Below are 14,348 nucleotides of genomic sequence, written 5' to 3' on the forward strand. Positions count from 1 at the left end.
ATATTGTTTAATAGATAAAACAATACATATTGGCGACCTAAAAATTTATTGAGGGTGTGAGATTGCTAACATAAATAATAATTTTAAAAATTACTTACGGGTTTCCATAAGCACATTAAAAAATCGTATTTCTAATAGTATAGATGAATTAAAGAATACGTTTTGTCAAATAGTATTATTTACTTTTTTTGATCATGGATAGTGTAAACCCTCCTAGTAGTAAAATGACAATCAACATTATAGCCCACAACCATATTTTATTAGTAAATAAAGGTTCTACTCCTGATGATTCTTCATAATTGATGGTCTGAGCTACTCCTGGAGATATAGTTGTTATTCCTTCTGGTAATTTAGTGGTGACATAATTGAGATCATAAAAGGGTTTTTCTACTTTATTATTTCCGTAAACCAAATAATATGCAGCAGAATCGGTGAAACGTGTTACTAGCTCATGTTGGTATCCTTTCACCTTTACTTTGCTAATTTTTAGTGGTTGATTATCATGGTTATCAACTACAATTCTAAGTTTTTGTGCAATAGTACTTTTGTTTACAAAACCATTACTTTCGATTGAGTTGAGTATTCCTCTATTGAGTTCGCGATATCGAAATATCCATTCTCCTTTAGGGTTTTGAATACTATCTGTAACATATCGGATAGATATTGGTCGATAGTAATCAAAAGTATCTTGTACCTCAACATAAATGTAGCTTACAGGTACCTTTTTCTGTAGTTTTACATCTATAATTGTTTGCTTGGTATCCTTTGGATTCTGGATATTAAAATTTGTTATTTCATAATTACGATAGCTTGCTTCTTTCTTTTCATATTTAATAACTTCAGAAGACTGTAAAATTGGTTTTTGGTTACTTTTTACTAATATTCTAAAATATTTATACTGTGCTTTAGGAAATTGTAGCGTAGTAAACTTATAATTAGTAAGCTCATTTTTAATAGAAAGTATACGATAATCTTCAGTAATTGTAAACCATTCTTTACGATCTTGACTTCCTTCGAGTGTAACAAGCCAATCAAAATTAGATTTCTTAAAATTAAGAGTTATCTGATTGATAGATCGTTTTGTAGGAACTTCCATAGTAATATATGACCCTTTATCATTATAGGTTGTGTTTAAAATGGTAAACGGGATTCTCTCTCTTGATACTTTTTCATTTTTTAATCTCAAAATATAAGGAGCTTCTATAGTATCATTTTTAGAAGTAATTCCAAAAACTCTAACGTCTGAAAGATCGGGAGAAACTTTACTAAACACCTCATCAGGTAAAGCTATAGAATGCCAAACATCTTTAACGCCGGTCAATTTACTCTTATAAGAGTAATCTTGCATTTGTGCATATGTAATAGAACATCCTAATAAAATCGTATATATAAAAACCTTAATGTTATTCTTCATCTGATTGTTGTGTATTAATATCGGTCTCATCTGTAATAATGTGTTTGTATTTATTATACAAGAATGAAATTACCAAAAGAAGTATCCCCAAAGACAAGAACACGACAGTCTTTGCAATAGTGCCTAAATGCGAAATATCATAGAAGAATAGTTTTATAAGTGTAATTCCAAAAAGTATGATCGCCAGGACACGTAAATATTTTTTTCTTTTCCAGATTCCTAAAACTATAAGTAGCAAGGCATATACTCCCCATAGAATACTTAATCCTAACTTATATGTTCCTGCATAATTTGCAAGATCGAGCCAGTGAACTAATTCACTACTTACTATCCAAAGTAACGTACCATGTAATATTATCTCAAAAGCAATTTTAAAAGTCCTATCCAGAAATTTTTGACGTACATAGGTATAGAAAGTATATAAAAACACTCCTATAAATAAAAATGACACATATCGTATTCCTTGATAAGACCATAGTCCAACACTAAATTCTGTATCTTTTAACTCGAGATAAGCCATTCTAAATTCGCTTAATACATACAACCCTCTGGTTAAAAAAACAAAGAGCGCAAGCATCATAAATCCAATAGTAATATATCCAAAAATATTATTTTTGATTTTTTTAATATTTACAAAAGATAACAAGACAAGGAAAAACAGGGTATAGTTAATTAGCCATATAGATCCAAAGTTTCTAATATTTGATACTATAGTGTACTCATAAGTATTACTATCTTGTGAAAAAAGTAATTGTTGTGTCTCCAAACGAGCTTGATTCCAATAATTATCTATTTCTATCCAGAATGAAAAATAACTTGTACATATCAATAATAATGCAAGTCCTATGGTAAGCATTGTATATAACCAGGATTGTTTAGGCCAAGGGAAAGAAAGTTTTTCTTTACGATGAGTCCAATAGATAAATCCGAAAGATAAAACACACAATACCGATGTCATTAAATAGATATTAAGACCCGGTGTTAATGCTGTTTCAGACGTAGGTTCATATCTATAGTATCCCATTGACCAATCGTGAATAAGGCTAAAAAAAGTTAATCCCCATAATGGATAGGATAAAATTTCATAAATAGGCACTTTTTTAGTACGCCCTATCCAAAACAATAATGCAGCCTCACCTGCCCATAATAATGTCACCCAATTTCCATCTAATTGTACAGGAAAAGCTATTGTAATAAAAATAAGCACCATTCCTGACACAAAATAAAACAGGTTACGGTCAGCCAACTTTAATCTGTAAATAATAACACTAACTACAAAATGAACTACTGCATTTCCTAAGGTAAAAACTCCAAGTAATTGTTCTCCTGTCTCATGGTCTTTTAACATTGAAAAACCAATGCCATAAAAAACAAATGAATTACTTAATTGTAAAATAACATCGCTAGTCCGAAAGCTTTCTTTTTTTCTCAGTTTATATATGAGGAACATCAGATAAAATGTTATAAAAAAGATAAATAAAAATAATAAACCAAGCGTAAAATGTTCCTCAATATCATATTGTCCGACATACCATGTAAAGAAAATAATCCAGGTAAGGAAAAAGGATGAGAACGATAAAGCTTTCCAGTACTTTTTTATCGCTATAGCTAGTATCCCCGCATTAATTATAGCCATATAACTAAAAAGTATTACCACTCTGCCAGAACCATCACTTAACAAAAATGGAACAGCATACGCTCCTACCAATCCTATATGAGCAATAATCTGTTTATTATAATGTAATGCTGTTACTACGGTAAATGCGGTAAATAGTAACATAAGTACAAACGTAAGTGTTTGCGGAATGAGACCATATAGATTATACGCTAAAAAAGTTATAAAATACATAATAGCCATCGCACCACTCACCAATACAGCACTAAAGTTTTTGTACTTTTTCTTAAGCTTCATACCAACTCCTAAAAGCCCTACTCCCATTAAATATCCCAATACAATTCTGGTTAATGGGCTTATTAGATCATGCTCTATGGAATATTTACCACCTATTGCCACACCAATTATGATAACTATTATACCAATCTTATTGATAAGGTTTTCTCCGATAAATTTTTCCAGATTAGATTTCTTTTTTGGAGTATTGACCTTCGATACTGGGTTTGATAAAGGTTTTGTTGTTGCTTGTACTGCTGCTGCTTCCTTAATGGTATCGACAACAGGGATTTTTTCTTCTTTTACCTCATCGACTACTTCTATGACTTGTGAAACCTCGGGTACAATTTCTGTTTCTACCTCGTTTTGCTGCTCTAAGGATGAAGTTTTTAATTGATAGATCTCATCTTTGAGATTTTGTATTTGTGTTGAGAAATCTTGTTGTCTTTTTAGTAAGATCTCAAGTTTTTCCAGAAGTTGATGTATCTGATCTTGATTGTCTCCCATATTATTGTATTCTCATTTACCAAATACCCCGTTGTCACAAAACAGGCATAGGTTGATTAGTTATTTAGTTACTTTATACCATTGACAATGATAATCACATAAAACTTGTCCTATTGAATCTATATTATCAAAAGTAAAATATCGCATTTAAAAGCTTACAAATATCTATGACATTTCCTATTTATACTACCCGGTTTCCCGTGAAACCTAATAATTAATCTTATATAAAGTATCAAAACAGGTACTATATCATCCTGAAAAGGTATAAAGATTTTCTGAAACAATCGAATTATAGTTTTAAATCCTGATCATTTTCAATTTAAAATATGTGCAATTTTATCTTTTAGAAATTGTTTTTCTGGTTTTGATTGAGTGAGTTGTACTGCTTTTTGATAATGCTCTATAGCTTTGGTATTATTTCCTAAACGTTGTTGAATTTCTCCTAATGTAGCGTGATATACATAATATTTTTTAAGCATTGTATTGTTTTCGACATTTTTGAGAGCAATTAAGGCTTCTTTAGGCCCTTTCAGTTCTAAAATAACTAAGCACTGGTTTAAAAATACAATAGGATCATTTCCTATCTTCAACAAAAGTTTATAATACTCAAGTATTTTATTCCAATCTGTATCTTTATATTCTTTAGCATTACAATGCTCATATGCGATTGCTGCTTCCAAATGATACGTGGTTAATCCTTCTCCAAAAGCAGCTTTATTTAGATATTTCTGTCCCGAATTTATAAATTCTTTATCCCATTTGGATCGATCTTGTTTTGTAATTAAAATCAGTTCTCCTTTTTCTGTAAGCCGACTATTAATTCTAGCAGTATGAAAACACATAAGAGCCATTAAAGCATAAACTTCTGGTAACTGAGTTCTTTTTACAGATAATAATGACTTACAAAGTGACATTGCCTGGCTGATTAAATCTTTACGAATTAGTTGATCGTTATGTGTAGAGTTATATCCTTCATTAAACATCAAATAAATAGCACTTAATACTGTATGTGTTCTTAAAGAGATTTGTTCAGAAGCCGGGATTTTTGGTTTTATTTTATGTTTTCTAAAAAATTCTTTGGTACGATATAAACGCTTTGAAATAGTATCTTCACTTGTTAGAAAAGATTTTGCAACTTCTTTGGTACTAAATCCGCATAATGATTTTAAGATAAAGGTAATTTGATTCTCTTGAGAAATATCAGGATGGCAACATGCGTACATCATTCCCAGGAAATCATCTTTAATATGTTCCTCCTGCCAATAATTATTCATTGTCGTTGTAAGAGTGTATCCTGATGTTAAAAGTTGTTTCTGGGGATCTGAGAAATCAATAACACGACTATGCTTATTACGTCTTATGATATCAATAGCTTTATTTTTTGCAGTACGATATAACCATGCTCTTGGATTATCGGGCATTCCTCTATATTTCCATGTTTCCAAAGCCTTAACTAATGCATCTTGCACTACATCTTCTGCCATTTCGATGTTTTCAGTTCCAAATATTTTAATCAATACAGAAACCATCTTTCCAGACTCTTGTCTAAAAAGATGGTTTAACGTATGATCTATAGAGTTCTTTTTTTTCAAAAAACTATTCTAATGGGCTTATTTCACGAACCTCTACACTACACTTATATTCAAAACTCGGACATTCTTTGGCAATAAGAGCTGCCGATTCTAATGAATCTGCCTTAATAATCAAGTATCCTCCTACTAATTCTTTGCCTTCTGCAAATGGTCGATCAATTACTTTTTCACCTGCTTCTGTAAGTTTTTTTCCTTCATTCATTAGAGGTTGTCCTCCAATCAATTGATTCTTTTCTGCCAACCCTCCCATCCAACTTTGCCAATGTTCCATATGCTTTTGCATTTCTTCTGGAGAATTGGCATTATACTCTTCCTGTCCACCGCGGATAATAAACATAAACTCTTTCATAAGTTCGATTTTAATTGATTACTTCCTTTATTCTAGTTTTCTGGCCAAATTTCACGAACCTCTACTGCTTTATTGTCCCATTCAAATCCAGGACAACCCTTAGCTATTTCAGTAGCTTCATCTAATGAATCGGCTTTTATTCTAAGATATCCACCAACCAATTCTTTGCCTTCTGTTAAAGGACGGTCAATCACTTTTCCATCGTTCATAACGGTATTGCCATAATAATGTAAGCGCTCTCCACTAATAAATTTATCTTGTTGGGCAATCCCTTCGATCCATTGTTGCCAATGTTGCATGTGCTCTTGTTGCTCTTCTGGTGACTTTGTATTCCATACTTCGTCTCCTCCTCTAAAAAGGAACATAAATTCTTTCATGTGATTGTTTTTTTAATTGTTTATTTATTTTTCACACTACTATAACGAATTCACTTTTAATATTTGGACAGTTCAAATTTATTTTTTTAATCCCTTATTTTTATTTTATGGACATTAAGCAATTACATATCCTTTTGATCAAGATTGTCAGTAGCATAAAAGTTATTTGATTGACATGAATTTAATTATTAAAAATAAAGTATTCTCTTTTACATATTATCTTCTATTTTAAGAATAGAATATGTAGTTTAGAATACAAAAAAATACAATATAAAATGTATAAAATATAATTGTGGAAGGACCAGCTCTTAAGGATAAGAGCAAAACCTATGGCTTAAAATTTTATATCAAAAACATAGGTTTTGGCTATATTATTCATTTAGACACACACCTATAAGGGGCTAATTTTCAAACAGGTTATAACAACAATTACTATATATAAGTTCATATGAAACTTATACAAAAAGTATTAAAAAACAAAACTTCAATATATTATTGATTCATCGATTTATTGTATTTCACTCTTTTTTCATTAACAAGAAGAAAAAGGGCAGTCTCGGTAGCTTCGAAATAAATACATTTTTCATTTCCAATACAAACTTCACGGCTTTTTTCATTTACAGACCACTTATTTTCTTTTGTCTGATCTTTTGATTTTTCTGTAACTGTAAAATCAGATTTAAATATAAGAACTGTTTCTGGATTGTCCTCTTGAGTCCATGTCCCTATTAATCCATAACTTTTTTGGATTTCAAGAGTTTCTACAGTATTAACAGTTATATTATCTTGTTTTCCTGAAAAACTTGTAAGAGACATCGTTAATAGAAATACAGCAGAAATTACGGTGATAGATTGGGATCTTTTCATAATTTAAATTTTATTAAGGGTATAAATTTAAGTTTTTTTTTGGTAACCTTAGGTTTTTGGGCATTCTTGTATATCAAAAAAGAATATCAGAACTAATACTATATCTTATATAACAAAGTTTATACCAGTATTCTATTTCTTTGCTCTTATATACTGAAGTCTCATTTTATTTATTGTGAGGGTAAGTATATCTTGTTCTAACACATATTCTATACATACTTCTGAATCACTTGCTAAACTTGCTTTTAAACAGAGTTTTTTTTCTTTTATAGACCAATATCGTTCTAATGGTTCTCCTATAGATTTCTCTATGACAGCACCATTTGAGCGTAGATCAATATAGGTCTCGGGATCACCTTCCATCATCCATTTCCCTACCAATCCATCAGGATCATTACTATTTGGCGTTACATTTTCGCTTTTTAAGGTAGACTCTTGATAACCAGGGATATTTTTAAAACTTGTGAATATTGTTATAGAAAACAAAAGAATGATAAGGGCGTGCTTTGACTGCATAATTTTGGGTATTAAACAAGCCTAAATTTAACACTTTTTTTAATGTTATGCTTTATTTTTTTTGTTAAATACCTTTCTTTTATGATATTAATGTGGTGCAATTCATGTCCTGCTATATGATATCCTAATGCTCTCACGCTAGTTTTATTATTATTAGCGGTACCTATTCGTAATAATGCATCGTCAGAAAAGCCATTAAAGAGTGTTATTGTAGACATTCTAACTGCCTCATACTCCTGCATAATATTCTTTATCGTCCTTGTATAGGTATCAGCATATCGTGTATAGTCCTTCTCCTCAAATCCAGGCAGAGAGGTTTTATCATTTCTAGCAAAAGTAAGTGCCCTATATCCATAAATTCTTTCATCATCTATAATATGAACCAATACTTCTTTTATTGACCATTTATTCTCTGCATATTTATAATTCAATTCTTTTTCTGATAATGAAGCAACAAATTTCTTGATAGTATTAAAATTATCATATAACTGTGTCAAAAGATTTCCATCCTTTTTTATATGATCCATATACATTTCTGCATAAACAGGGTATTCCTTCTTAGAAGGGAATGCTATTATTTTATTTGTATACATAAACTTAATTATTTATTAACCATCAACACCTTATTCTTTTAAGGAATAAATTATTTTAGCATCTACCCAGTAAATATCTTTATTGCTGGTGTAGAAGAAATATTTTCCATCTCTACTTACAAAAGGGCACAATTCATGGCCATTGGTGTTTATTGAAGCTCCCATATTTTTTGATTCTGTCCAAGTACCATCGTTATTTTTAAAACTTATGTATAAATCACCTCGTCCTAGTCCCTCTTTTCGAGTAGCGCAAAAAATAATATAAGATTCATCAGGAGCTATAAATACATCTGCTTCATATGCATTTGTATTTATTGTTTCTGGTAACCTTACGGCTTTCTGAAAATGACCTGATACTCTTTCTGAGGCATAAATATCAAAATTATGATTCTCCTTACCAACTTTATTAGAACTAAAGTACATCGTGCCTGTTTTGGTAAAAGAAATATAATACTCGTTTTTATTAGTATTAATATTTTCTCCGGCATTTATGGGTTTTGACCATCCTGTTTTTTCTTTTTTGGAATACCAAATATCATGGTCTTTCCTCTCTCCAGTTCCATCTAAAGGCATATCTGATATATAATATAATTCATCTTCATTTGGAGATAAAAAAGGATCATTAAAACCATATATATCGTGAGAAATAATAGTTATTGGAGTTGTCCAGGAATCATTATCTAATCTTGAATATCTTATTTCAGAGTTTTCTCCTGTATCCACTCCATAGAAAAATTCAGTGCCATCTTTTGAAAAAACCGAACCAAACTCGTATTCATTTTCTTTAGAAATTATACCAGGAGCAAAAATTTCTGGAGTAGTAGAAGGCGGAGTCTGTTTTAGATATAAATGTGATTTTTGTGCTTCAACTTTACATGTAATACAAAGCATTACTATAATAAAAAATAAATGTCTCATCAATAATATTTTTTTATCCCACCAAAGCCTGCTATCAATTTACCCTGGGAGGTTTTGTTTATAAAATTTGTCAATCTTTTCTCAAATTCTTCAGGACGTTTCCTGGCTGAATCAATATAAGCAATACGAATCCTTCTATAGGATATAGATAATTTTTGATAATTACTCCAAGCTATATTATTTTTTTTGATTTTTTCCATAATATCTGTTGGAAATACAAAATCCTCTTGAAGTATTTTTTTACTAATTTCTTGTATTGAAGGGTGTAACATTTTTTGTTGAGTAAGCCAATATAATCGCTCTCTATTGGGTTGTGAATATATGCTATTGGCTTTTCTTGGTGTAAACCTTTGAGCAGTATGCTCATCATCTACTTTTTTAACAATACTATCTATCCATCCAAAACAGAGGGCTTCTTCAACTGCATCATTATATAGAATGCGTGGTTTTCCTGAAGATTTTTTAGGATATATCAACCAAATCTCATCCGCTTTCCTAAAGTTTTTCTGAAGCCAATTACGCCACTCATTTCTATCCACAAAATATACTTTTTCGAAATTTTTCATTAATCTCTGTATAGTTAATGAATCATTATTAAAACAAGGGGGTTAACAAAAGTACCATATACATCCAGAGGGTAACCAAATTTCATCATAATACTCTTTATTTTTATTTCTCAAATAAATCGTTTGGTTGAACAACATCCACTCTGTATACTTGACCATTCTTAAAGGTAAATATTTCTACAATATCCTGTCCCTCTCCTTCTACATCATCTAGCCATACTTTATCATGCATAATCACCTTATTATCAATCTCTAATAAATATTCTATTTTTGAACTTACTTTTGGATACCTCTTAAAATGTTTGGCTCTATTTTCTTGTAATACTTTCTTCCCTATTATCTTTTGTTTTCCATCCACATAAACTTGTACATCTTCAGCAAAATTATTTACATACTTTTCAGCATTTTTGTCATTAACAGCTTCAATCATTTTTTTTATAACCCTACTTTGTTCACCATCACTTAATTGATTATTTTTTGGAGTACAACCCAAACAAGATATTAGTACCAATACTCCAAAAAAGTTGATATTTTTCATTTTATAAGAAATTTAAATTATTTATAATGTATCACTTTTATCCCCTTTTATATTATTTTGGGGTAGTACTTACTATATGATTCTAATATAAAACAAGAGCGTAATCGGTCTAATTTAGAAAAAGATTTTTGATCATATTCATAAAAAAAACATAATCCTTTGATATGACAAATGTTACAAAGACCCAATGTATGAATTCAAATAAAATGAACAAGAGGTAGGGTATTATTGCTTTACATCGTTTTATAATAAAAATATGCCCATAACTTATCTATAACGTAAATGGTAGAAGAGGGGTATTCTTTAGTCGAATACTCCTTTTTTTATGAGTCCATTTTTACAGCTTCCCATCCAATAATAGCTGTTTTCCTCGTGCTTCCCCAATGATATTGCCCTAAATCTCCTGTAGATTGAATCACTCTATGGCATGGTATCAAAAATGCTATGGGGTTATTACCGATTGCAGTTCCAACAGCTCTGGATGCTTTAGGATTACCTATGTGATTAGCAATCGCTCCATATGTAGTTAATCCACCTTTAGGTATTTTAAGTAGTGTTTCCCAAACTTTTAATTGAAAATCAGTTCCTTTAAGATGCAATTTTATCTGTTTTAATTCTTTCCAGTCTCTCGTAAAAATAAATAAAGCATCCTGTTGACATCTATCTACAATCTGAATAAAGCTTGCTTTAGGAAAACGTTTTTGTAACTCTTCAAAAGCATCTCTATTATCTGCAAATGCCATATGACAAATACCTTTTGAAGTAGATGCTACTAAAATTTTGCCAAACGGACTTTCTGCATAACTATAATTAATGACTAGATTTTCTCCTCCGTTTTTATATTCTCCCGGAGTCATTCCCTCAATTTTTACAAAAAGATCATGAAGTCTCCCTGTGCCAGAAAGCCCTGTTTGATAGGCGACATCAAATAAGGTAACTTGTTGATTTTTTAAAATTTGTTTAGCATATTCAACACTAGTATATTGTAAAAATTTTTTAGGACTTACCCCTACCCATTCTGTAAAAAGTCGTTGAAAGTGGAATGGACTCACATGTACGTTTTCAGCTATTTCATCTAAGTTGGGTTGATCTTTAAAATTTTGTTTGATATACGTTATTGCATCTGCGATACGATTATAATGAATTATCTTTTGCTCATTCATCTCTATCTGCTTTTAAAACAACATAAAATTACTATTCTTATCATTGTTACAAAACCCAGAACTTGCTCATTTATTCTTAAAAACAAAAAAAGCGAATGTATTTTACCAACACATTCGCTTTTTTAAGTCGATAATCAAATACAAAGAGTATTTATCAACTTGATATCTATATTCTTTTAAAGCTTAGGACATCGCTTACAGTTACTTTTTCCTTTCTTTTTATATTTCTTGCAACATTTCTTCTTTTTTCCCCCACATGCTATTTCACAATCTATAGCAGAGCAAGGAGAATATAATGATGGGATACTTGAATTTTGCACTATTTTAATTTTTATTAAATCTAAATAAAGTGCGAAAATAAATAAAAAAAAGACTTCTAAAAAGAAATCTTTAAATTATCTACTGTAACTTATTAACAATCACTTAGCTGTCTCTGGCGCCTGAAAAGTATTAATATCTCTATCAAATAAATAATGCCCTGATTTGTCATCACCGATGATCTTGAGTTTATCCAATAATGTTCTAGCAACTGCTTCTTCTTCTAATTGCTCTGCTACATACCATTGCATAAAATTGTGCACGTTATAATCCTTAAATTGCAAACATTCATATATTACATTATTAATTTTTGCAGTAACAAATTCTTCACTCTCTAAAAATGTTTCAAAAAGCTCCATTAATGATTTAAAATCATCTCTTGGTTGATCAATTGCCGGAATAATAGCATGACCACTTCGTTCATTAATAAATTTAACCAATTTGGTCATATGTACTCGTTCTTCTTCTGATTGCATATAAAAAAAATCTGCTATGCCATTATATCCACGGGTATCTGCCCAACTTGCCATAGAAAGGTATTGTGCAGAGGCTTTAGCCTCATATTTCACTTGATCATTTAGTAATTTTTCTATCTCTGGTATCATTTCTTAATGTTGTTTTTTAACCTAATAACTAAAGTACATAATTTATTACACTTAATAATGCTATAATAGTCCTCAGCACTTATTTAAATTCAGACTATTTAAGGAATCCATAGTACCATGAAGATCATTAGTTTTATCGATAAAAAAATAAAGTTTATACATATACAAACTAGCTCATTAAATACCAATGTTCATTTTTAATTAACAAAAAAGTAAAAAAGAGGGTATTTGATGAAGTTATTTTCTGGTTAAATTATTAAGTGCTTTATGATTATCTTTTTTCCTGTACTTTATATAATATCAAAAGTTCTTGTAATTCAGTTATTTTGCTTTCTATATCTTCAATATTAGTTGTTCCACCTCCTGATTCTTGCTGGTCTTCTAACAACATTTCTGCTTTTGCTTCATCCATACCATTCATGATTACTCCAATAAATAAATTCAAGAAAATCATGGTTCCAATTAAAACAAAAGACACAAAATAACTTATGGAAAGTGAAGATACTCCATGGGAGTTTACACATAAATCCATATTACCATCATATCCATAGTTTTCACAACCAAACATATTTATATACATTATATCTGTCCAATCTTCTAATGTAACTATTCTAAACAATGATAACATAGAGGTCTGTAAATCTTTAAAATGTATAGGGTCATTTTCTGAGAAAAAGAAAACACCAGCAACAGCATATATATAAAATAGGAGTCCTAATAAAATAGAAACATATCCCATAGAGGGAACACTTTTAAGAAGTGCGCTCACCAACATCTGTAGCTTTGGTAGTGCTTTAATAAGTTTTAAAACTCTTAATAAACGAAGTAAACGCAATATTGCTACAGAACTTCCACCAAAAGGAAGAAATGCAGCTGCAACAATAATGAAGTCAAAAATGTTCCAACCATCAGTAAAATACATCCATGGTTTTTTACCTTCGGCTATGATTTTAACCACAATTTCTATAATAAAAACACCTAGAATAATTTTATTTAATATTTCTAAAATTGCCTCATGTTTATTAGAGAAATCTGGATACGTTGCTATACCAACTAGAACCCCTGCAAATAAAATAGCAACAGTAACAGAATTTTGGAACCATTTACTTGCACTTACTTTTTTACATAATTTTACCATATGAATTAAATTTATTACTCTTCAAATAAAATGATCACAAGAGTAATAAAAAAAAGAAGAAAAGAAAACAATAGTTAATAAAATGAATTTTTCAAGTCTTAATAAAACACCATCTAAGCGGCCTTTTCAAAAGCAATGTAATTGATTAGTTTACCTCGTTTATCATGAACAGGAAAACCTTTTATCAAACACATATATGGTGTATTATCTTTTCTGTAATTCAATATAGATACTTCAAATGGAATACCACTATCTATCGCATCTCTAACCTCTGAAGATGTTTTTACACATGTATCGTTTCCTTGAAACATTTTAGGAGAATTGCCAATAACTTCTTCTGGTGAATATCCATTCATTTTTTCTATGTTCTGGGAAGCATAGACAATTTTGAGATTTGTATTTGTAATAACAATTACGGATTGTTCTTCTACAAACTCTTTATAATAATTACGTTCAAATTGCCAGTTTTTGGTAATTTTCTTTAACGTACCGATATCATCTTTAAAAAAACCAAGTGTTGTATGGTCCTCTCCATAAAATTCCCATGATAATAAAGGCAAAGTATAATTAGACATTTTCTTATAATATTCTGCCATCATATGGTCGTATACAGAAAATTCACTCATAACAACTACATTTTTTTCAAAAATATTGAATTAAAACAGGAATGGTAATTGAACAAAAGTTAATTCTTTGATTAAACAAAAGTTAATTTTTGTAGTGTAGAATTGCCATTTCACAAAACTAAGGCACAAAAAAACTATTTCTTATGGATAAGTAATCTTTGGATTGATATTAAAAACAACCTTGTTTAAGGATACTCTATTTATACGTTTATATCTCTATACATAAATGTATAAATAGAGTATAATAACCCGTTGTGCATTTAGAAAAAGTTGCGCAAACTGCTAAAAGGCAGTAAATTGTAGTTACGACACTATAATTCATATGCACAACTTTCAAGCAAATTACGATAAAATACTCAAGGTTTTAAAA

The 14,348-nt window shown here is 30.2% G+C and carries 15 protein-coding genes; all 15 read right to left on the reverse strand.

Annotated elements, in window-relative coordinates; translation table 11 throughout:
* Positions 1–175: 175 nt before the first annotated feature.
* The 15 genes from FOF46_RS20750 to FOF46_RS20820 all read right to left on the reverse strand — a co-directional run bounded on the left by FOF46_RS20750 (position 176) and on the right by FOF46_RS20820 (position 13,978).
* Positions 176–1,414: a DUF3999 family protein gene (locus FOF46_RS20750; protein ID WP_109438052.1), complete on the reverse strand. Its 1,239-nt coding sequence runs from the start codon at positions 1,412–1,414 to the stop codon at positions 176–178.
* A complete protein-coding gene (locus FOF46_RS20755) occupies positions 1,404–3,812 on the reverse strand; it encodes a DUF2339 domain-containing protein (protein ID WP_143917768.1) in 2,409 nt (802 codons plus the stop codon). The genes FOF46_RS20750 and FOF46_RS20755 overlap by 11 nt, the downstream gene beginning before the upstream one ends.
* A gap of 314 nt (positions 3,813–4,126) precedes the next feature.
* Positions 4,127–5,404: an RNA polymerase sigma factor gene (locus FOF46_RS20760; RefSeq protein WP_143917769.1), complete on the reverse strand. Its 1,278-nt coding sequence runs from the start codon at positions 5,402–5,404 to the stop codon at positions 4,127–4,129.
* 4 nt (positions 5,405–5,408) lie between these two features.
* The gene (locus tag FOF46_RS20765) at positions 5,409–5,753 is read right to left on the reverse strand and encodes a YciI family protein (RefSeq protein ID WP_143917770.1); all 345 of its coding nucleotides are present in this window, start codon (positions 5,751–5,753) and stop codon (positions 5,409–5,411) included.
* Between the two features lie 32 nt (positions 5,754–5,785).
* Entirely contained in the window at positions 5,786–6,130 is a 345-nt protein-coding gene (locus FOF46_RS20770) for a YciI family protein (protein ID WP_109438048.1), read from the reverse strand.
* Between the two features lie 492 nt (positions 6,131–6,622).
* The gene (locus FOF46_RS20775; protein WP_143917771.1) at positions 6,623–6,997 is read right to left on the reverse strand and encodes a hypothetical protein; all 375 of its coding nucleotides are present in this window, start codon (positions 6,995–6,997) and stop codon (positions 6,623–6,625) included.
* A gap of 132 nt (positions 6,998–7,129) precedes the next feature.
* Entirely contained in the window at positions 7,130–7,513 is a 384-nt protein-coding gene (locus FOF46_RS20780) for a hypothetical protein (protein WP_143917772.1), read from the reverse strand.
* Between the two features lie 11 nt (positions 7,514–7,524).
* On the reverse strand, positions 7,525–8,106 hold the full coding sequence (locus FOF46_RS20785) for a DinB family protein (protein ID WP_143917773.1): 582 nt from the start codon (positions 8,104–8,106) through the stop codon (positions 7,525–7,527).
* A 30-nt stretch (positions 8,107–8,136) separates the two neighbouring features.
* Positions 8,137–9,024 carry a TolB-like translocation protein gene (locus tag FOF46_RS20790; protein ID WP_244299690.1) on the reverse strand — a complete coding sequence of 296 codons (888 nt, stop codon included), beginning with the start codon at positions 9,022–9,024 and terminating at the stop codon, positions 8,137–8,139.
* On the reverse strand, positions 9,024–9,590 hold the full coding sequence (locus tag FOF46_RS20795; protein WP_143917774.1) for a YdeI/OmpD-associated family protein: 567 nt from the start codon (positions 9,588–9,590) through the stop codon (positions 9,024–9,026). The genes FOF46_RS20790 and FOF46_RS20795 overlap by 1 nt, the downstream gene beginning before the upstream one ends.
* A 103-nt stretch (positions 9,591–9,693) precedes the next feature.
* Positions 9,694–10,128, reverse strand: coding sequence for a nuclear transport factor 2 family protein (locus FOF46_RS20800; protein WP_143917775.1), 435 nt, complete (start codon positions 10,126–10,128; stop codon positions 9,694–9,696).
* Between the two features lie 323 nt (positions 10,129–10,451).
* A complete protein-coding gene (locus tag FOF46_RS20805; RefSeq protein WP_143917776.1) occupies positions 10,452–11,291 on the reverse strand; it encodes a bifunctional helix-turn-helix domain-containing protein/methylated-DNA--[protein]-cysteine S-methyltransferase in 840 nt (279 codons plus the stop codon).
* Between the two features lie 419 nt (positions 11,292–11,710).
* Positions 11,711–12,214 carry a ferritin gene (locus FOF46_RS20810; protein ID WP_109438042.1) on the reverse strand — a complete coding sequence of 168 codons (504 nt, stop codon included), beginning with the start codon at positions 12,212–12,214 and terminating at the stop codon, positions 11,711–11,713.
* Positions 12,215–12,485: 271 nt separating this feature from the next.
* Positions 12,486–13,352 carry an ion transporter gene (locus tag FOF46_RS20815; RefSeq protein ID WP_143917777.1) on the reverse strand — a complete coding sequence of 289 codons (867 nt, stop codon included), beginning with the start codon at positions 13,350–13,352 and terminating at the stop codon, positions 12,486–12,488.
* 113 nt (positions 13,353–13,465) lie between these two features.
* Positions 13,466–13,978 (reverse strand): PAS domain-containing protein, encoded by a 513-nt coding sequence (locus FOF46_RS20820; RefSeq protein WP_109438040.1) that lies wholly within the window; start codon positions 13,976–13,978, stop codon positions 13,466–13,468.
* Between the last annotated feature and the right edge of the window lie 370 nt (positions 13,979–14,348).

It is taken from the genome of Aquimarina algiphila, from assembly GCF_007489275.1.
In the GTDB taxonomy this organism is placed as follows: domain Bacteria; phylum Bacteroidota; class Bacteroidia; order Flavobacteriales; family Flavobacteriaceae; genus Aquimarina; species Aquimarina algiphila.

Excerpts from the sequence above, each read along its gene's own strand:
- FOF46_RS20750 (WP_109438052.1), bottom strand. The coding sequence starts at position 1,414 with ATGAAGAATAACATTAAGGTTTTTATATATACGATTTTATTAGGATGT.
- FOF46_RS20755 (WP_143917768.1), bottom strand. The coding sequence starts at position 3,812 with ATGGGAGACAATCAAGATCAGATACATCAACTTCTGGAAAAACTTGAG.
- FOF46_RS20765 (WP_143917770.1), bottom strand. The coding sequence starts at position 5,753 with ATGAAAGAGTTTATGTTTATTATCCGCGGTGGACAGGAAGAGTATAAT.
- FOF46_RS20770 (WP_109438048.1), bottom strand. The coding sequence starts at position 6,130 with ATGAAAGAATTTATGTTCCTTTTTAGAGGAGGAGACGAAGTATGGAAT.
- FOF46_RS20775 (WP_143917771.1), bottom strand. The coding sequence starts at position 6,997 with ATGAAAAGATCCCAATCTATCACCGTAATTTCTGCTGTATTTCTATTA.
- FOF46_RS20780 (WP_143917772.1), bottom strand. The coding sequence starts at position 7,513 with ATGCAGTCAAAGCACGCCCTTATCATTCTTTTGTTTTCTATAACAATA.
- FOF46_RS20785 (WP_143917773.1), bottom strand. The coding sequence starts at position 8,106 with ATGTATACAAATAAAATAATAGCATTCCCTTCTAAGAAGGAATACCCT.
- FOF46_RS20790 (WP_244299690.1), bottom strand. The coding sequence starts at position 9,024 with ATGAGACATTTATTTTTTATTATAGTAATGCTTTGTATTACATGTAAA.
- FOF46_RS20795 (WP_143917774.1), bottom strand. The coding sequence starts at position 9,590 with ATGAAAAATTTCGAAAAAGTATATTTTGTGGATAGAAATGAGTGGCGT.
- FOF46_RS20800 (WP_143917775.1), bottom strand. The coding sequence starts at position 10,128 with ATGAAAAATATCAACTTTTTTGGAGTATTGGTACTAATATCTTGTTTG.
- FOF46_RS20805 (WP_143917776.1), bottom strand. The coding sequence starts at position 11,291 with ATGAATGAGCAAAAGATAATTCATTATAATCGTATCGCAGATGCAATA.
- FOF46_RS20810 (WP_109438042.1), bottom strand. The coding sequence starts at position 12,214 with ATGATACCAGAGATAGAAAAATTACTAAATGATCAAGTGAAATATGAG.
- FOF46_RS20815 (WP_143917777.1), bottom strand. The coding sequence starts at position 13,352 with ATGGTAAAATTATGTAAAAAAGTAAGTGCAAGTAAATGGTTCCAAAAT.
- FOF46_RS20820 (WP_109438040.1), bottom strand. The coding sequence starts at position 13,978 with ATGAGTGAATTTTCTGTATACGACCATATGATGGCAGAATATTATAAG.